The sequence below is a fragment of the Actinoallomurus acanthiterrae genome (genome assembly GCF_054775715.1).
On record NZ_BAAHCO010000001.1, the window covers coordinates 11,704,424 to 11,723,184 of the forward strand.

Below are 18,761 nucleotides of genomic sequence, written 5' to 3' on the forward strand. Positions count from 1 at the left end.
TCTTTTTCCTACGACGGAACATATTTGCCGATCCATGGCGATTTGTCCTGCAGATCAGCACCACCCCAACCAGGAATGCGGCGGGATTCGATGGTTTTGGGGTAACGCGGTAGGGTATCGGCCCTGGTAACTCGATATATGCGACTACGCCGAGGCGACTCACACATTTCCTCCGGTTGACCGACAGTTTCCCTTCCGCTAGCCGACAAGAGGACATCGTGGGAATGATCGCTCTCTCAATACCGCGGAGAATTCAGCGCCGTCCCGTGCTCGCGCTCGCGGTGGCCGGTTTCACCATCGGTGCCCAAGGCGCCGTGACGGCCACCGCCTCCCCACCCGAGAGCAGCGTCGTCGAGAGAGCCTCGCAAGGCAACGTAGTGATCGATTGGAACCGGACACTGCTCACCATCGTGCGGTCTCCGCAGACGAAGCAGTCTCACGTCCACCCGACCCGCAACTTCGCGATCATGAGCGCGGCCGTCTATGACGCGGTCAACGCGATCAGCCGGGCTCACCCCGTCTACGGCATCGCCCTCACCGCTCCGCGGGATGCCTCACGCCCCGCCGCGGCGGCGGAGGCCGCGCACGACACCCTCGTCGCCTTGTACCCGGAACGGAAGGCCGAGCTCGACCGGCAGTTGACCGCCGATCTCGCCGCCATTCCCGCCGGCCACGCGAAGCAGGAGGGCATCCGGGTCGGTTCCCAAGCAGCCCACGGCATCCTCGCCCTACGCGCGCACGACGGCGCCGACGCCGTACCACCTCCCTACACCACCACCGGCAGACCCGGCGACTACCGGCCGACGCCGCCGGGTTTCAAGCCACCGGAGTTCACCGGCTGGGGCAAGGTGACCCCGTTCCTGCTCACCACCGGCCACCAGTTCCGCCCGGCCGCACCCCCGGCGTTGAGCAGCTCCGACTATGCGGCCGCCGTCAATGAGGTCGGGAGCGTCGGCGCCGCCCACAGCACGACGCGTACGGCGGAACAGACCACGCTCGCGAAGCTCTGGACCGCTCCGATCCAGAATTACTGGTACGACATCGCCCAGCAGGTCGCCCTCGCGCGCCAGAGTGACCTGGACCAGTCGGCGGACATGTTCGCGCTGCTGAACCTCACCATCGCCGACGCCACCATCGGCGTCTACGACGCCAAGTACACCTACCGGTTCTGGCGGCCGATCACCGCCATCCGCCTTGCCGAAGGCAACCCGCGGATCAAACGGGACCCCACCTGGACCCCGCTCGTCCCGACCCCGCCCGACCCGTCCTACCCGGGCATGCACAGCGCGATCAGCACGGCGGCGGCGACGGTGCTGACCGCCTTCTACGGCGACCGCAATGCCTTCACCCTCACGTCACCCGCCGCGCCGGGCGGCGCACCGCCCTACGCCAATCGCTACACCGGCTTCAGCGCGACCGCGACCGAAGCCGGGCTCAGCCGCATCTGGGGCGGCGTGCACACCCGGCTGGACCACCAGGCCGGCAACGGACTCGGCGCGGCCATCGGCCGGTACACCCTGGGCCGGCTCAACATCACCACGGTCACGCCGGCTCCCCCGCCCGGGAAGACCCCGCACACCGGCCCCGCCAAACGCCTCGGCGTCGCGGTCCACGACGCCGAACTCGGCGAGATCGTCGCCCCTGGCCGAGGACGGGTAGGGAGCAGATGACCGAGAGCAGCATGAGGAAGCGGGCCGGACCGCGACTGGCGGCGGCGGCCGGGCTCGCGCTCGTCGTGGCGGCGGCGCTGTTCGCGTTCGGCCGGACGCACACGCCGAATTACGACAGCAGTCTGTTCGGGCGCCGCGGCGGCGACGCGAACCTTCTCAAGGCCGAGCTCGGCACGGCACTGCAATGTCTGGCGTTCTTCCAGCTGATATTGGCGCTGTGGATGTACCGGCGGCTGCCCGGGGCCGGAGCCGCCCCACGCCGGGTACCGCTCGCTCACCGCATCGGCGGAGCCGTTCTGTTCGTGCTCTCCCTGCCCATCGCCTACCACTGCATCACCGCGTACGGGGTGCAGACGTACAGCGCCCGGGTCGCCCTGCACGCCATCGCCGGATGTTTCTTCTACGGCGCGTTCGCCGCCAAGGTGCTCATCGTCCGCAGCCGGTACCTGACCGCCTGGGCGCTGCCGCTCGCCGGCGGCACCCTCTTCTCCCTCGTCGCGATCCTGTGGTTCTCAGGGCCGCTCTGGCAGCTGACCCAGCCGTAGTTCGTCGGCGCATGGGTGCGCCGGATCAGGTGCCCGGGTCGATGGTCACCGTGGCGGACTTGGCCTGGGGGCCGGAGGTGACCGTGACCGTCACCGTGCCGGGGCGTACGGCGGTCAGGGTGCCGGTGGCCGGGTCGAGGATCGCCAGGACGTCGCGGCGGTGGCGGGCGGCCTTGGCCTCCTCCGGTGACGAGGTCACCACCAGGCCCGGGCCGCCACTCCACGTCACGCTGGCCGGGTAGCGAAGCGGGAACCGCAGCCCGAAGCCGCTCGTCACGCCGGTCGCGGCGACCTGCCCGGACCCGCCGGCGGGGACACGCTCGGGCGCCGACAGCTCGATGCCGTCGATGAGCGGGCGGCTCTCGGCCTCCAGCCAGTCGCGCGTTCCCGGATCCGGCAGACCGGCCCGTACGCGCCCCGGGCGGGGGTCGACGCCGACGCGCATCCAGCCGAAGAAGCCGCCCTGGTCCGGTGAGCTGTACGGGGTCTTGCCGACGGCCGGGGTGTTCACCTCGAGCACGCCGTCCGCGCGGGTGACGGCTGCGGTGTGGGCGTGGCCGTTGAACAGCGCGACCGGCTTGCCGGACTCCTCCCGGAACGTCGCCAGCCAGCGTTCGACGAGACCCGCCTCGAGCTGGTCGGTGAGCTGGGAGTCACCGGCGCCGGACGGGTCGTGCGGCGGGTGGTGGAAGAGCACGGCGACGCCCGTGACGGAACGGTCCGTGGCGGCCTTGTTCAGCTCGTCCTGGAGCGCGGGGATCTGGTCCCAGTCCGACGTGCGCAGGCTGCCCGTGTGGGAGTCGAGCAGGATGAACCGCGTGCCCTTGTGGTCGAACACCTGCCGCGTCTTGCGGCCGGTCGCGCTGACGAAGTTGTCCAGCCCGCCCGAGCCCAGGCCCGCCTCGTGGTTGCCCGGCACCCAGTACACCGGCAGCGTCGCCGGGACGTGGTCCTTCAGCAGCTGGTCGGCGAACGCGAAGTCCGCCGGGCTGTCGCTGTCGACGAAGTCGCCGTTGACGAGGATGAAGTCGGGCTTGGCGGCGACGGCCTGGTCGAGGGCGGCGGCCGCCTGCTTGGCGGGGAAGGAGCCGGCGCCCGCGGCGGCGCTGACGTGCAGGTCGGACATGATGGCGTACGTCCAGCGGCCGGCGCCGACGCCGCGCTGCTGCAGGACGTACGGGTCGGGCGTGGGCGCCTCGCGGTCGTCGGGCTGCTGGCCGACCTGGGCGGCGAGGGCGTCGAACTCCAGCTCCCCGGCGTCCTTCTTGTCCTGCGCGGTCTCGACGACGTAGATGTTCAGCAGCGTGATCGGCGTGGCGAACCCTGCGGGCAGGGTGCCGCTGACGCGCCGCCAGCCGGTCCAGTCGACGCTGAGCGCGAAGGTGAACGGCACGTTGGTGGTGCCCTGGGAGCGGAGGGTCGCGCGCAGCCAGTGCTCCTTGCCGTCGCCCTTCACCCACAGGGCGAGGCCGCTCGCGCCGCTCGGCAGGGTGAGCGGGGTCGGCTGGACGACGGCGTAGCCCGCGGAGGTGCTGGGCTGGCCGGTGAAGTCGTACGTGAGGCGCAGCGCGTGGTTGCCGGCGGGTGCGCCGGGACGGTCGGCGGCCTCCACGGTGTCGACCTTGGCGGTGCCGCGGGCGGCCGACGCGCTCCACTTCTCGTCCGGCTCGAACTCCGCCATGGACTTGTCGACGAGGCCGACCGACACGGGGAGCTTCGCGGTGACGCCGCGGACGGTCGCGGTCAGGACGGTGCCGCTGCCGGTCGCGCCGGGCTTGCCGGTGACCTTCAGGTCGCCGTCGGGTTCGGCGGTGACGTCGATGGCGTTGTGGTCATAGCCGAGGGTGACGTCGCGTGGGGCGACGGGCGCGCCGAAGCCGTCGGCGTCGTTCCCGGTGAGCCCGATGTCCATCGGCGTGCCGGGGGTCAGGGTGGCGGCGCGCCGGGTGAAGGCGAGCCGGTGCAGCGGGCCGAGGACGCGCAGGTCGTGGTCGCCGCGCGCGGACCCGGCGCGGGCGCGCAGCCAGGCGCCCGGGGCGAGGGCGTGGAAGACGCCGCCGCTCACCCGGCCGAGCCGCCCGGCCTCCCAGGTGACGTGGCGCCCGCCGACCGGCACCGCCGCGTACGTCTCGTCGTACCCGGCGGCCGTGACGTCGCGGGTCAGGCCGGGGAAGACGCGGTCGGCGCGCGGCCGTACGTCCAGCCCCTGCAGCGTGCCGGAGCCCTTGCGGCTGAACAGGCCGACGCCGTTCGGCACGGGCCGCTCGCTCCCGTCGGAGGGAGTGTTGACGACGCTGACGCCCGCGTCTCCGGGGCGGCGGGCGACGGCCTCGGTGGAGCCGCCGCCGTCGAGCATGTACGCGTCGCCGGCGCCGAGGCGGGCCATCAGCCGGGCCGTGTCGTCGAAGCTCAGCCCGGTGGAGGAGCTCGACGACCCGTCGACGGCGACGAGGAGGAGCCGGCGTCCGCCGTCGCTCCAGCCGACGGCGGTGCGGGGCTTGAGCGCGTCGTTGCCGGTGCTCGGCGGGAAGTCGATCGCCTTGCCGTCGCGGACGAGCACGGCGCCGCTGCCCAGCGCCATCTTCAGCTTCGTGTTCGGGGCGAACGAGATCGCCGCCGCGTCGCCCGGCTTGGCGGCGGCGAGCTGCCCGGCGGCAGCGCCGCGGCCGAGGAGCACGAGGCCGTCGTCGGGGACCGGGGTCGTGGTGAGGTGGTCGTTGACCGCGGTCACCTTGCCGCCCGCGACGATGAGCTCGGTGTACGGGCCGGGGTCGCGGATGAGGGTGCGCAGGCCCGGCCCCCACTGCGGGGTGAAGGCGTCGATGCCGTCGGCGGGCGCGCTCGCCGAGTTGAGCGCGGCGAGGGGCCGTTCGACGCCGGCGACGGTGGCCGTGCCCTGGATGGCCAGGTCGGCGAGGCGGGCGAGGCCGTCGGTGCCGATGGTCGCGACGGTCGACGGCTGGTTCGTGCCCTTGCGGAGGGTGCCGCCCTGGATCTCGGGGCCGATGGCGGCGTTGGTCTCGGTGATGTCGAAGTAGTCGCCGTTGACGGCGGCGACCGCGCGCTGCTCGTCGGCGGCCTGCGCGAGCGGCCGGGCCTCGCTGACCTTGCGGCCGACCAGGTCGACGCCGACCGAGTGGTTCCGCAGGTCGGCGCTGAGCACGTGCGCGCGCGTCCAGCCGGTACGGCCGAAGGTGTCGAAGGTGGTGCGGACGATCCCCGGGGCCACCGGCTGGTCGACCCGGTCGGCCTCGATCGACTCGCCGGGCACGGCGGTCTGGTAGGAGGGCGCCGGGACGGGCGGCGGCTGCTCCGCCCGCGCCGGAACGCTCCAAGCGGGTGCGCCGAGAACGCCCAGAGCGAGGGCGCCCGCGGTGAGCAAGGATCGTACGCGCATCGAGTCCTCCGTGGGGGTGCCGCAGGAGGCTAACGTGCCGGCCGGCTGATCACTAACACCGATCTTGTCCGATCGTGGTCGCCCAGATGAACATCTTCCGTGTCACCGGAGGGACCACGCGGAACGACGAAGCCGCGGACCGTCTCAGCCGGTACAGAGCCGGCAGCTCAGGGTCTCCTGTGACCAGTGCTCCCACTGGTCGGGCGACCAGCCGCGGTCACGGACGAACAGCAGATAGAGCTCCGGGCTGAGCAGGCCGAACAGCAGGTCGGCGGCGTACTCCTCCGTGGCCTCGGCACGGATCCCCGGTTTCGTCACCAGTGCCCGGGCGGCCACCGTGTGGACGGTCGATCTCGGGTCGACGTCCTGGTCCCACAGCTCGGCGATCCCCGGATCGGCCAAGGTGGCGGCACGCAGCATCTCGATGATCGGAGCCACTCGCTCCAGGATCCCGCGCGTGCCGTGGACATGAAGCCGTAGCTGGGCGTCGGCGGTCTCGGCCGCGAGGGCCTCCTGGAACCACGGCCGGTCCATCGTCGCGATCGGCTCCTGGTCACCCGCGATCGACACGTCGACCAGCTCTTTGAGCAGCACGCGCTTGTTGCCGAACGTGAAGTAGATCGTCTGCACGGCGACGCCCGCCCGATCGGCGATCTCCTGGAGCGACGTCGCGCCGTATCCACGCTGGACGAACAGCTCGCGTGCGGCCTCCAGCATGCGCTCCCGCGTCTCCTTGGCCTTCCGCGCCCGCTTGTCCGCGCCCTTGACCTGACTCATGGCTATAGCTTATCTCTAGATATCGACTCTAGAGTTGAACTCTAGTGACGTGCGCCGACCGGGCGTCCGTCACCCGACGGCACAGGAGGAGACCTCGATGCAGGCCATGGCCAACGTTCGGCAAGCAGAAGCGTGGAACGGCTGGGAAGGCGCCAACTGGGCGCGGAACGCCGCCCGCTACGACGCGATGGTCGCCGCCTTCAACGACGCGCTGTTCCGAGCCGCCGCGATCGATGAGGACGACCGCGTCCTCGACGTCGGCTGCGGAACAGGCCAGATCACGCTCGTGGCGGCGCGCCGCGCGTCCCGCGGGCACGTCGTCGGCGTCGACATCTCGGCGCCGATGCTGGAACGCGCCCGCGCCGACGCCGCGGAGCAGGGCATCGCCAATGTCGGGTTCGAGCAGGGGGACGCCCAGGTCCATCACTTCCCCGACGGCGGCTTCGACGCCGCGATCAGCCGCGGCGGGGTGATGTTCTTCGACGACCTGGTCGCCGCGTTCGCGAACATCCGGCGAGGGCTGCGACCGGGCGGGCGGCTCGTGTTCGTGGGTCCACAGGGCGGCACCCCCGACAGTGCCTACGCCCGTGCCACCGCGGCCCTGAAGCCGCTGATGCACGGGCCGTCGCCCGCCGCGCGGGGGATGGGCTCCCTGGTCGACCCGGCCCGCATCCACGAGGTGCTCGATGCGGCCGGATTCGCGGAGGTGAGCGTCACCGGGGTCGAGGCGCTGATGGACTACGGCCGCGACGCCACCGACGCGGCGGAGTTCATCCTCGGCCAGGGACCGGTCCGCTTCAACCTGGAAGGGGTCGAGGCCGCCGTCGTCCAAAGGACGCGCGAAGAACTGCGAGCCGGGCTCTCGGCGTACGAGACCACGGAGGGCATCCGCATCCCCGGTGCCGTCTGGCTGGTGAGCGCCGTCCGCCCCTGAGCGTCCGCGTGGCACTCCCCTGGTCGGCCAGACGAATTTCTCCCGCCGCGGTGAAGTTCCGGGCGGTGCCACCACGCAAGATCACTGTCCGGTACGATCCGGTTGCCAGTCCTCCGGGCGATCTATAGAGGTCCGCCCGGTTTTGAAGTGACCGGCGTTCGATGGCCGGCCTGGCCGTGGCGCGCCGCCCTCCCCCGAATTCCGTGGATCCGTACCCTGCGCGGCGCCGTCCAAGATCCCGGCCGGTATCCGACCGGCTCAGCCGCGACCGGCGTGGCCTCCGACCCCCAGCGGTCGCGGCGCCTCCGCACCGGACGCGGCGAACCGGCAGTGAGTGAGGAGATTGCATGAGGTCGTTCGGCCGGCGGGTGCTGCCGATGGGATCTGTGGCGGCACTCATCCTGGCGGGCGGAGGACTGACGGACGTGGCGAACGCCGCGCCGACGCCTCGCCCGGGCGCGAACCTCGTCGCCAAGCCGGGCGCGCGGGCGATGGCCCCGCAGGTCACCGCGACGGCGGCTGCCCCCGCTCCGGCGTCGGCGAAGCTGTCCCTGAAGGGGCAGTACCAGAAGACCAATATGAACTGCGTGCCGACGTCATCGTCGATGAGCCTGTCGACGTTCGGCGTCAGCGTGAGCCAGGAGACCCTGGCCAAGAAGATGGGCACCAGCCCCACCAAGGGCACGACGGGCGCCCAGGCGCGGCCGGTGCTCAACTCCTACGCCGACCCGCTCGGCTACTCGTACGGCTTCGCGGACGCCTCCACCGCCTCGAGCCTGATGGCGAAGGTGTCCTACGACGTCGGCGTGCTCAAGCGGGCCCCCGTTCTCGGGGTGTGGATGGAGAAGCTGCCGTGGAACTCCAAGATGAGCGGCAGCAAGGTCGGGCACGCCATCGTCGCGTACGGCTACAACCGCACCGCCGGGACGATCACGGTCTTCGACCCGTGGAAGTCCACCGGCGGGACGCACACCCTCTCGGCCAAGAGCCTCGCCGCGGACATGCAGTCGTACGGGATGTTCCTGATCACCGCCCGTACCGACGTGGGCCTGTCGACGCTGGGCAACCAGACCGGTGACAGCACGGCCGACGCCGTGGCAGTCGACCAGGCCACCGGGAAGCTGTGGCTGTACCCCGGTCCGAAGTTCGCCACGTCCGGGCGGAAGCTGATCGGCAGCAGCGGCTGGAACGGCATGGCCCAGCTCACCGGCATCGGCGACCTCACCGGCGACGGTAAGGCCGACCTCGTCGCCGTCCGCAAGAGCGACGGCACCCTGTGGGCCTACCCCGGCGCCACGAACGCCGTCGGCACGCCGATCAAGATCGGCAACAGCGGCTGGAACGCCATGACCGAGCTCACCGGCATGGGAGATCTCACCGGCGACGGCCGGGCCGACCTCATCGCCGTGAGCAAGAGCGACGGCGCGCTGTGGCTCTACCCCGGCAAGGTCAAGGGTCTGGGCAGCCGCGTGCAGCTGCGGGCGAGCGGCTGGACCGGCATGGAGAAGCTGACCGGCGTCACCGACATCACCGGAGACGGCAAGCCCGACCTCATCGCGGTGCGCAAGTCCGACGGCACCCTCTGGGTCTACCCGGGCGGCACCCGTTCCCTCGGGACGGCCAAGCAGCTCGGCTCCGGCTGGGGCGGCATCCGCTCGCTGACGCTGACCGGGGACATCACCGGTGACGGGGTCAACGACCTGGTGGGCGTCGAGGCGAGCAGCGGCGTCATGTTCGTCTACCCGGGCCGTGCGACCGGGTACGCCGCCCGGCAGCAGCTCACGACCGGCTGGAACGGCTCCACCGGCTGACCCGCGAACGCGGCCGGCCGAGCGGCGAGCTCGTCCGCCCGAGGCGCGAACTCGGTCGGTTGAGGCGCGAACTCGGCGGGCCGAGTCTGCCGTATGGCGACGGGCGCGGTGCCGCGAGGTGCCGCGCCTGTTCCCGTATGAACGGCACGGGAACAGAACCATGTATAGCGACTTGACACGGCGCAGGACCGCCACACGGCTCGCTGAGCTGGAGATTCGTTAGTAAGCGACCTGCGCTCCCCGACCCACTCAGCGCGGGGGCCTCGAACTCGCGCCACGGCATTTCCGGACTTCGCCCCACCTCGACCGTCACCCGATTAGTCCACAACCGGCCACCTCACCTTACAGATTTGACAAGATCGACACTCGGTCGGGTAAAACCGAATCAGCGCATCACGGGGTAGGTCGACTTCACGGGGAGAGCGGTGACCATTAACCGAATCGGTCGATCCAGAACATCAGTCAAGGCAGCGGGTGTACTGAGCGTCGGCGTAGTCCTGGCGAGCGGGATGACGCTCTCGCATCCAGGCAGCGCCGAAGCAGCTGAAGTGACCGCAATGAAACAACGGATCGCAGCTGGACAGGCTTTTCTTGCGCGGCGGGCGACATCGCTGGTCAACGGCGCACGAGTCGACGCGACATCGCGTCGCGTCGGTGGCATGACGATGGACGACAGGCTGGTGATGTCCGAAACGACGACCATTCGAGAACTGCAAAGCCTGCGGCAGGTGCTGTCCGAGGTCGGTGAGACATTCGCCGCGACATCCACTGCCATCACTCCCGGGCGTACATCGCACCACGGATCGGCATACACGGTCGAACTCACGGAGGACACTCGTCTCCGTTACAGCGGCAGCGGCAGCGCCGTTTACACCGAGTATGTAGCTCATCATCGGTTCACTTTCAGCGCCACGCGAATGGTCAGCCATCAGTTGACCGACGACGGACCCGCCCCGATCACAGAGCCGACCGGCGTGACCGCCGCCGAAGCGCGTCGGGCCCTGCGGGCAGCCGGAGCGTACGACCCCGACCCGCGAACAGCGCACCCAGCACAAAAGCCTCGATACAAGCCGACCGTGGCAAGCGATTACGCCGAAACGTACTGGAAGAAGTACAACAAGCACTACCGCCGCTTCGATGGACGCAGCGACGGCGGCGACTGCACCAACTTCGTCAGCCAATCGGTGCACGCCGGCGGCTGGGCCTACGCGACAGGCTGGTACCGAAACGCCCATCACTGGTGGTACGGCAAGCACAATCAAAGCTGGGCTTGGGTCGGCGCGCCATACTTCCACGACTTCGCGGTCAAGTACAGCAAGCGCGCACACGCACTTGCCAGACCATCGAACCTCGACTGGGGCGACGTATTTCAGGGTGACCTTCACAACAAAGGCCGGAAGGTCCACTCAATGATCGTCACCTACGTCTTCGCACGCCAACAGAACCAATGGATTCCGTTGGTCACGTATCACAGCCCAAGCACCTTCCGCAGATCGATTTTCGACATTATCGCGAAGTACCCCAGCGCCATCTGATATCCCCTGGGTCTTAGCTAGTTTCCTGTTGTCATTGCCTCCGGAGGTCGGTAGCCTCCGGAGGCGTGGCCGCTTCCCAGAAAACCGCCAGCTTGGCGATCACAGCTGCGCTGATCATGACAGGCTGTTCCGTCGGGAACAGCAGTCCACCTCCCAAGCAGGACGACCTTGTCAAGGCGGTCCGCACTTTCCTCACCGCCTACGACAACCGCGACCAGCGGACCGTTCTGAAGATGCTCGGCTCGCAGTGGCGGTCAAAGGTCTCTGAACAGCTCGACCGATTCGGCGGGCACCGCCTCCGTGACGCGCATATAACGGTCACGGCGGACCTGCAGGACTCGTACGTCGTGGACATCGATGCTCCGGACCCTCTTCGGCTGAGAACCGACGCCTTCTGGCTGCGGGACAAGAAGCAGTGGGGCTTCAACCCCCTCACGGACGTGACGCGACTGCCATCGCCCGGAGCCAGCTGACCGCCGCGCGGCGGTGCGGCCCTCGACCTGCCCGACCGGATTTCCACCCGTCCGGCCGGCGTCGGCCACGGGAACAGAACGATCTTCACGTTCGTTGCACCTTGACTGGCGGTCATTGTCCGCGGCGGCACGTGTATGGAATCGAGGGAGTCCGTGATGGACGACGAGGAGGTCCCGGTCCACGACCTGCGTACGGACCGGCCGACCCCGGCCCGGATGTATGACTACTACCTCGGTGGCAAGGACAATTTCTCCGTCGACCGGGACGCGGCCGAGCAGGTCCTGACCGCCGCCCCCGAGGTGCGCGTGCTGGCGCGGGAGAACCGCGCGTTCCTCGGCCGGGCCGTGCGTTTCCTCGCGGGCGAGGCGGGCATCCGGCAGTTCATCGACGTCGGCACCGGGCTGCCGACCCAGGGCAACGTGCACGAGGTCGCGCAGACCGTCGCACCCGGCTCCCGCGTCGTCTACATCGACAACGACCCGATCGTGCGCGCCCACGCGAAGGCGCTGCTGCCCGACGACGGCACCACCGCCGTGGTCGAGGCCGACATGCGCGACCCCGGCCCGATCCTCGACCACCCGGACACGCGCCGGCTGATCCGGTTCGACGAACCGGTCGCGGTGCTGTTCATGTCGGTGCTGCACTTCATCGCCGACGAGGAGGACCCGTACGGCCTCGTCGCGGCGTTCCGGGACGTGTCCGTGCCGGGCAGCTACCTGGCGCTGTCCCACATCACGCCGCCGGACCGCAACGCCGACGGCGCGGTGTCGGCCGCCGACGTCTACAAGAAGCGCGCCACCTCCCCGGCCATCCTCCGCTCGCCGAAGGAGATCGAGACGCTCTTCGACGGATACGACCTGGTCGAGCCCGGCCTGGTCAACCTCCCGAAGTGGCGACCCGACGACCCCGACGCCGTACGGGACGCCGAGTCCATCTGGATGCTCGGCGCCACCGGCCGCAAGCGCTGAGCCCCCGGCGGGAAGAGCCACCTCAGGCGATCGGGCTGCCGTTCTCCAGCAGGACGGGCGCGCCCGCGGCCACCGCTTCCAGGCAGGCGGCGATCCGGCGGGCCAGGCGCGCGTTGGCGAGCTCACCCACGCGCTCTGGTGGGACGAACGCGTACGAGGCCAGCTCGTCGGCGGGTAGCCGGATCGCCGCGACGTCGCGGTCGGACAGCACCCCGCCGTCGTAGACGAGCATCAGCCCCTCGGGCAGTTCGGGCCGAGACGGCACCCAGTCGATGGCCAGGACGCGCTGGATCGGCCGGTCCAACCCGAGTTCTTCGGCCACCTCTCGGCGGCACGCCGCATGCGGGGACTCTTCCTTCTCGACGATGCCGCCGGGTATCTCCCACGTGGGCTTGTACGTCGGTTCGACCAGCAGCACCCGCCCGGCCGTGTCGCGGAACAACGCGCCGGCGCCCATGCGCTTGCGCGGCAGAGACGCCACGAACTGTTCGGGCGGCGGGGTCGCCGGGCGAGGAGAACTCACCCGGCGAGGTTATCGAGGTCATCGCCCGTGCGTCGGCCCGGAAGCGCGGGATGGCCCGTCTGAGGACGGGACAGCGGCTTGCCGGGGTCGACATAATGGGGTTCGGCCGTCGGCAGGAGCGGGGCAGGAGGCTCGGCGCGTGGACTCGTCGTTTCCCATCGTCCCGACCGGCGACGACCGGCCCCTCACGGGGCGCGGCGGTGGGCTGGAGCCCACGCGGCCCGGCACGGCTCCGCTGCACCAGGCCGGGGAGATGGGCCTGGACTCCGGGGAGAAGCTCCGCCAGGAGTGCTGGGAGATGATCGGGGGGCGCACCCGGGAGCGCCTGATGGAGCTCGCCGGCGGCGTCATCGACTGGTTCGCCCGCCGTGACTCGTCCAGCCTCGACGGCCGGCCGTACGCCGTGGTGTTCGGGGACCGAGGCCTGACCGTCGCCGAGCCGCGGATCAACACCGAGCATCGCCCGGTCTATGCCATCTCGGGGTTCCTGTTCGAGCCCGGGTCGCTGCGGCATGTCCGCGTGGACCACCGGCCGCCGCCGTACGCGCCCGGGTCCGGTCCCGCTCTGGGGTCCGGGCCGAGGCCGCCGGGCGCGCCGATCGCCGGGCTCGACTCCGCCGACCGGGGATTGCTCGGCAACCTCCCGCCGCGCGCGCAGGAGCTGCTGCAGACGCCGTTCGCCTCGGGTCAGCGCGTGCTGCGTTGCAACTGGGCGTACGAGGGGTTCGAGCACCAGCTGAACATGTTCATGGTCTGCCTGGCCGGGGCACGGGACGTCACCGTCGCGTCCGGCACCAAGGTGATCCCCGCCGGCCATTCCGACGCGACCGCGCACTGGTCGCTGACGTGCTATCGGGCCTCGGTGGCGCGCCGCATGGGCAAGTGAGGCCCGCGGACTTCGCCGAGCTCTCCGGGCACGACGCGTACGACCTGCTCGGGGTCGGCCCGGACGCGACCCAGGACGAGATCCGGCGCGCGTACCGCGCCCTGGCGAAGACCGGGCATCCCGACCTGGTCGTGGACGCGCGGGCGAAGAAGACCGCCGAGGACCGCATCCGCCTGCTGAACGCCGCGCGCGACGTCTTGCAACACCACCGCGCCGCCTACGACGCCTTCCGCTCGGTGCCGCCGGAACCGGAGCCGGAACCCGAGGAGATCATCGACGATCCGTGGGCGGATGCCGCGCCGGGCACCCCGCCTCCCCAGGACCCGTGGGCGAACGCCGACGCCGGCCCGCCCCCTCCCGCGGACCCGTGGGACACCGCCGACCACGGCCCGCCCCCGCCCGCGCCCCCTTGGGACACCGGCGCCGGTCGGCCACCGCCCGCTCCGCCGCGTCCGCGCTTCGTCCGGCCGGTGCGCCGGCGGCGCTCGATCCGGGCGAGGGTCGGCATCGGGTGCTCGGTGGCCTGGGGGGTCGTGTGGTTCGGCGGGGCGTTGGTCCTCATCCTCTCGGCACTGTTCCCCGATCGCGGGCCGCAGCCGTCGGTGGCCGTTCCGGCGAAGTTCGCGGGTACGTGGCAGGGGACGGTGACGGACGCCGCCAAGAAGAACGGCACGCACGCGCGGTGGAAGGCCGAGGTCACGCTGCACGCCGGGAAGCACAACGGCGACGTGCGCTACCTCGACGGGAAGTGCGCCGGCACGGCCGTGCCGGTCTCCTTCGAACGCGACCGGCTGACGGTGAAGACCGTGTTCGGGTCGTCGATGACCGGCTGCGACGTCGGCGACATGCACCTCGGCCGGCGTAAGAGCGCCAAGCTCGACGTCACCTACTACGACAAGAACGGCAAGTTCACGGCGTCCGGCGTGCTCGCCCGGCGCTGACTCCCTGCGGTCCCTTGACAGGGCCGGAGTGCGGATCGATTATTAACCCACTCGTTCTAAAACAAGGTGGTTATGGAGTGGCCGACGACCGGATCAGCCTCGTGTTCGCGGCGCTCGCGGATCCCACGCGGCGCGCGATCCTGACCCGGCTGACCCAGGGGGACGCGACGGTGGCCGAGCTGGCCGCGCCGTTCGACGTGTCCCAGCCGGCGATCTCGCGGCACCTGAAGGTGCTGGAGAACGCCGGGCTCATCTCCCGGACCCGTCGCGCGACGGCCCGGCTCAGCCACCTGGAGGCCGAGCCGCTCCGCGACGTGACGACCTGGCTGGCCCGCTACCAGCGATTCTGGGACGAGAGCCACGAACGGCTCGACGAGCTGCTCGCGGCGCTGCAGGGCGGAGACGGCCGCCCCGACGCGACCACGACGAACGGAGAAGACGATGGCCAAGACGCAGATCATCGCTGAGCCCGGCATCCCGCAGATCGTCATCACGCGGGAGTTCGAGGCACCGTGCGACCTGGTGGTCCGGGCGTACACCGACCCGGAGCTGATCGTGCGCTGGCTCGGCCCGCGCGAGCTGACCACGCGCTTCGACTACCACGAGCCGCGCGACGGCGGCCGCTGGCGATACGTCAGCACCGACCCGGCCGGCAACGAGTACGGCTTCCACGGCGTCTTCCACGGCGAGCCGTCGGCGGACGGCATCGTGCAGACCTTCGAGTACGAGGGCGTGCCCGGCCACGTCGCCCTGGAGACGGTGACCTTCGAAGAGGTCGACGGCCGGACGCTGGTGCGCTCGGTGTCGGGCTTCCAGTCGGTGGAGGACCGCGACGACATGATCGCCTCCGGGGCGGAGCACGGCATCCGCGACTCCGACGAACGCCTGGAGGAGCTCCTCGCCGAGCTCCAGGGCCGCTGACATGATGCTCGAACGGAAGAACGCCGTCATCTACGGAGGCGGCGGGGTGATCGGCGGCGCGGTGGCGCGGGCCTTCGCCCGGGAGGGGGCGCGCGTCCACCTGGCCGGGCGGACCGCGGCGAGGCTGGAGGCGGTCGCCGAGCCGATCCGCGCGGCGGGCGGCCGGGCCGAGACGGCGGTGCTCGACGCGCTGGACGAACGGGCCGTCGACGAGCACGCCGACGAGGTCGCGGCGAAGTTCGGCAGCCTGGACGTCTCGTTCAACGTCATCGCGCACGGCGACGTTCAGGGCACGCCGCTCGCCGAGATGTCCCTGGCGGACTTCGAGCGGCCGGTCGTCACGGCGGTCCGCACGACGTTCCTGACGGCGCGGGCCGCCGCGCGCCACATGACGCGGCAGCGCTCGGGCGCGATCCTGATCTTCGGCGGATACGGCCCGCCGATGCCGCGCCTCGGCGGGCTGCTGGTCGCGTTCGGCGCGCTGGAGTCGCTGCGGCTCAGCCTGGCCTGCGAGCTCGGCCCGTACGGCGTGCGCGTCGTCACCCTGCAGACCGGCGGGGTGCCCGAGACGCTGCCGGAGGGCTTCGAGGGCCGGGAGGCGATCGTCGGCGACATCGTCGGGAAGACCATGCTCGGCCGCGCGGCGACCTTGGACGACGTCGGGAACGTCGCCGCCTTCGCCGCCTCCGACCGGGCCCGTACGATCACCGGCTCGGCGATCAACATCACGTGCGGCTCGGTCCCCGGCTGATCCTCGTCATCCTCCAGGGTGACCCTGGATCCGGTTCTGCGGAGTGACGAAACGGCGAAGGACGCGTCATTAACCTGACGGCGCCTTGATCGCCGAGACGAAGGAAAAGCGCCGTGCGGAAGCCCGAGCACCAAAGGAAGATTCCCCGCAGAGTCACGGCCACGGCCGTCGCCGCGACGCTCGCGCTGGCGGCGGCCGCGCCGTCCGCCGTGGCCGCCACCAATGAGGAAAGCCCGGTCGACGGCGTGTGGACCTCGGACGGGTACGCCACCGTCCTGTCCATCGACCACGGGCGGATGCGCGCGTACGAGACGACCGCGGTGAGCTGCCTGCCCGGATTCACCGCACAGCAGAGCGGGCCGGTGGGCGCCGGGGGCAGGGTCACGTTCACCGACAAGGACGACGACGTCATCCGGGTGTGGCGCGACCGCCAGGGCGGTCACCTCAGCATCGACGGGTCGGCCGGCGTCCGGGGGCTGCGCCGGACGGCCGCGCTGCCGGCCCGGTGCGGCCGGTCCGTACCGAAGGATCCGCGGACGACGTTCGACGTGTTCTGGCAGACGTTCGCCGAGAACTACCCCTTCTTCGCCGCCAAGGGCATCGACTGGAACGCCGTGCGGCAGCGCTACCGCGCGCAGGTGACCGCCGGGACCACCGACGACCGCCTGCTGTCGATCCTGGACGCCATGATCACGCCGCTGCACGACGCGCACACGGGCATCATCGCCGGAGGCAAGATCCTCTACCACGTGCGGCCCGGCACGACCATGCCAACGCCGGACTACGACGCCAAGATCAAGGCCTTCATCGCGAAGCGGGACACGCCGCTGCGGGACTTCGCCCAGGGCCGGATCTCCTACGCCGACCTGGCCGGCCGCCTCGGCTACCTGCGGATCTCCGGATTCGGCGGGTACACCGACGCCGATACCTACGCCGCCAACGCGGCGGAGCTCGACCGCGCGCTCGACGCCGTCCTCACCCCCGCCCGCACGACCGGCCCTGGCAAGCTCCGGGGGCTCATCATCGACCTGCGCGTCAACGGCGGCGGGTCGGACGTCCTCGGGCTGCGCATCGCGTCCCGCCTCACCGGCCGCGCCTACACGGCGTACTCCAAGCGGGTCCGCGACGACCCGAAGAACGCGGCCGGGTTCACGCGCCCCCAGCCGATCCAGGTACGCCCCGCCCACGCACCGCTCTACCGCGGACCGGTCGCGCTCCTCACCGGCGGCTCCACCGTGAGCGCCGGCGAGACCTTCACCCAGGCCCTCATGGACCGACTCCCCCGGCCGGTCCGGATCGGCGAGAACACCCAGGGCGTCTTCTCCGACATCCTCGACCGGCACCTCCCGAACGGCTGGGCCTTCGGCCTGCCCGACGAGGAGTTCCTCACCCGCACGGGCACGACCTTCGACGGCCCCGGCATCCCGCCGGACGTCCGCACCCCGGTCTTCACCGACGAGGAACTCGCCAAGGGCCGCGACTCCGCCTTCGACCGCGCCGTCGCCCTCCTGACCCGCAGGTAACGGCTCACCAGCCCCCGGCGTCCGGGATGAGCGCCGGCGCATAGGTGGCCTCTCATCGGAGTCGTCTTTCAAGGCCGCCGCGGACGGGAGTCCGCGGCGGCCGGTGAACTCACTCGATCGACGCCGTCATCGCTGGCCGGCGCGGTCGACGATTTTCACGGTGAGGCGGGTGAGGGAGTACACGACGGCGCCCACGGGGAGCTTCTTCCACCTGGGGTCCACGCCGTTGATTTTCGAGATCGGTGCGTTGTGGCCGTTGTTGACGGTTCGCTGCCCCACCATCTGGTAGGTGGTCGGGTCGAGGAGGAACTGTTCGCCGTAGCCGTGTGTCACCGCGATGGCGTGGCGGCCGGCGCCGTCCTCGACCTTTTCGACCTGGACGCCGGGGATCATGGCCATGACGCGGTACAGGGCGGCCTGGGCCTTGGGCGGAATGCCGACCGGGGTGTTCCAGAGCCACTGCGCGGCATCTCCGAAGGCTTCGCCATCGCGCGTCGGGTATCGCCAGTCGCTGCGCTTCTCGGCGTCGACATCCTTGTAGATGTTCGCGCGGAGCACCTTGGGATCCGTCGACAGCGATGCCGCCGAGTCGATCCGTTTCTGCATCTCCCGGGCGGATGGGCCTCTCGAGTGAAAGAACACCAGTTTTCCGTTCCGGAACGACGCATCGCCCTTGCCATCGAACCTGGTCCAGGTCTCGCTGGTCACCGGGCGCGCACCGGGCTCTCCGCCGACGCCGGACTCGAGCATCTTCTGGTACAGCCACTGGTTCAGGCGCGGTTTGGCCTGCGGGCGTGCCTCCGCCGCCTGCGCGGCCTTGCCGAGTACCTCCGACGCGCTCACCAGCCGTACGGACGGCGCCCGTGACGGGGCGGCCCCGCCGTCCGCTCCGGCGGTCAGCACACCCGCGGTGACGGCGGCGGCGGTCACCGCGGCGACCGCCGACGTGGTCCGTACACGGTGCCGCGACCGCATCCGGCGGCCACGCCGTACGCCCCCGTCGACCAGCGCGTTCACCTCCGGCTCGATGCCTCCCGCCGCTCGGTGCATGGCCTGGGCCAGCCGCCGCTCATCGACATCCATCATGTGTTCTCCCCTTGGTCCT

General features: G+C 70.8%; 17 protein-coding genes. 13 read left to right on the plus strand and 4 right to left on the minus strand.

All coding sequences use genetic code 11. The features are described from left to right. Positions 1–224 precede the first annotated feature (224 nt). Positions 225–1,670: a vanadium-dependent haloperoxidase gene (locus ACYVF7_RS55210; protein WP_460355953.1), complete on the plus strand. Its 1,446-nt coding sequence runs from the start codon at positions 225–227 to the stop codon at positions 1,668–1,670. Beyond that, positions 1,667–2,215, plus strand: coding sequence for a DUF6529 family protein (locus ACYVF7_RS55215; RefSeq protein WP_460355955.1), 549 nt, complete (start codon positions 1,667–1,669; stop codon positions 2,213–2,215). Before ACYVF7_RS55210 ends, ACYVF7_RS55215 begins: the two co-directional genes overlap by 4 nt. 25 nt (positions 2,216–2,240) lie before the next feature. Here the strand turns inward: ACYVF7_RS55215 and ACYVF7_RS55220 are convergent, their stop codons facing one another. Then, positions 2,241–5,612 (minus strand): phosphodiester glycosidase family protein, encoded by a 3,372-nt coding sequence (locus tag ACYVF7_RS55220; protein ID WP_460355958.1) that lies wholly within the window; start codon positions 5,610–5,612, stop codon positions 2,241–2,243. A 144-nt stretch (positions 5,613–5,756) separates the two neighbouring features. Beyond that, positions 5,757–6,389 (minus strand): TetR/AcrR family transcriptional regulator, encoded by a 633-nt coding sequence (locus ACYVF7_RS55225; protein ID WP_460355959.1) that lies wholly within the window; start codon positions 6,387–6,389, stop codon positions 5,757–5,759. Between the two features lie 97 nt (positions 6,390–6,486). Here ACYVF7_RS55225 and ACYVF7_RS55230 point away from each other — a divergent pair, with 97 nt between their 5' ends. The 5 genes from ACYVF7_RS55230 (at position 6,487) to ACYVF7_RS55250 (ending at position 12,111) form a co-directional block, all read left to right on the plus strand. Then, entirely contained in the window at positions 6,487–7,323 is an 837-nt protein-coding gene (locus ACYVF7_RS55230) for a class I SAM-dependent methyltransferase (protein ID WP_460355962.1), read from the plus strand. Positions 7,324–7,670: 347 nt separating this feature from the next. Further along, complete coding sequence (locus ACYVF7_RS55235; RefSeq protein WP_460355964.1) at positions 7,671–9,134, plus strand: FG-GAP-like repeat-containing protein; 1,464 nt, start codon at positions 7,671–7,673, stop codon at positions 9,132–9,134. A gap of 425 nt (positions 9,135–9,559) precedes the next feature. Continuing rightward, the gene (locus ACYVF7_RS55240; protein WP_460355966.1) at positions 9,560–10,669 is read left to right on the plus strand and encodes an amidase domain-containing protein; all 1,110 of its coding nucleotides are present in this window, start codon (positions 9,560–9,562) and stop codon (positions 10,667–10,669) included. 92 nt (positions 10,670–10,761) lie between these two features. Then, a complete protein-coding gene (locus ACYVF7_RS55245; RefSeq protein ID WP_460355968.1) occupies positions 10,762–11,142 on the plus strand; it encodes a hypothetical protein in 381 nt (126 codons plus the stop codon). Positions 11,143–11,298: 156 nt separating this feature from the next. Then, positions 11,299–12,111, plus strand: a complete 813-nt coding sequence (locus tag ACYVF7_RS55250) for an SAM-dependent methyltransferase (RefSeq protein WP_460355971.1) — start codon at positions 11,299–11,301, stop codon at positions 12,109–12,111. Between the two features lie 22 nt (positions 12,112–12,133). Here ACYVF7_RS55250 and ACYVF7_RS55255 read toward each other — a convergent pair whose 3' ends face one another. Beyond that, positions 12,134–12,634 (minus strand): NUDIX domain-containing protein, encoded by a 501-nt coding sequence (locus ACYVF7_RS55255; protein WP_460355972.1) that lies wholly within the window; start codon positions 12,632–12,634, stop codon positions 12,134–12,136. 139 nt (positions 12,635–12,773) lie between these two features. On the opposite strand from ACYVF7_RS55255, the gene ACYVF7_RS55260 reads away from it, so the two are divergent. From ACYVF7_RS55260 to ACYVF7_RS55285, 6 genes are all read left to right on the plus strand, one after another. Then, positions 12,774–13,520: a hypothetical protein gene (locus ACYVF7_RS55260; RefSeq protein ID WP_460355974.1), complete on the plus strand. Its 747-nt coding sequence runs from the start codon at positions 12,774–12,776 to the stop codon at positions 13,518–13,520. After that, a complete protein-coding gene (locus ACYVF7_RS55265; RefSeq protein ID WP_460355976.1) occupies positions 13,517–14,461 on the plus strand; it encodes a J domain-containing protein in 945 nt (314 codons plus the stop codon). The genes ACYVF7_RS55260 and ACYVF7_RS55265 overlap by 4 nt, the downstream gene beginning before the upstream one ends. 77 nt (positions 14,462–14,538) lie before the next feature. Then, the gene (locus ACYVF7_RS55270) at positions 14,539–14,928 is read left to right on the plus strand and encodes an ArsR/SmtB family transcription factor (RefSeq protein WP_460355979.1); all 390 of its coding nucleotides are present in this window, start codon (positions 14,539–14,541) and stop codon (positions 14,926–14,928) included. Beyond that, positions 14,903–15,382, plus strand: coding sequence for an SRPBCC family protein (locus ACYVF7_RS55275; RefSeq protein ID WP_460355982.1), 480 nt, complete (start codon positions 14,903–14,905; stop codon positions 15,380–15,382). The genes ACYVF7_RS55270 and ACYVF7_RS55275 overlap by 26 nt, the downstream gene beginning before the upstream one ends. Position 15,383: 1 nt before the next feature. Further along, a complete protein-coding gene (locus ACYVF7_RS55280; RefSeq protein WP_460355984.1) occupies positions 15,384–16,133 on the plus strand; it encodes an SDR family NAD(P)-dependent oxidoreductase in 750 nt (249 codons plus the stop codon). 113 nt (positions 16,134–16,246) lie between these two features. Then, a complete protein-coding gene (locus ACYVF7_RS55285) occupies positions 16,247–17,656 on the plus strand; it encodes a S41 family peptidase (protein WP_460355986.1) in 1,410 nt (469 codons plus the stop codon). 126 nt (positions 17,657–17,782) lie between these two features. Here the strand turns inward: ACYVF7_RS55285 and ACYVF7_RS55290 are convergent, their stop codons facing one another. Next, positions 17,783–18,742, minus strand: coding sequence for a CU044_5270 family protein (locus ACYVF7_RS55290; protein WP_460355989.1), 960 nt, complete (start codon positions 18,740–18,742; stop codon positions 17,783–17,785). Positions 18,743–18,761: the final 19 nt, after the last annotated feature.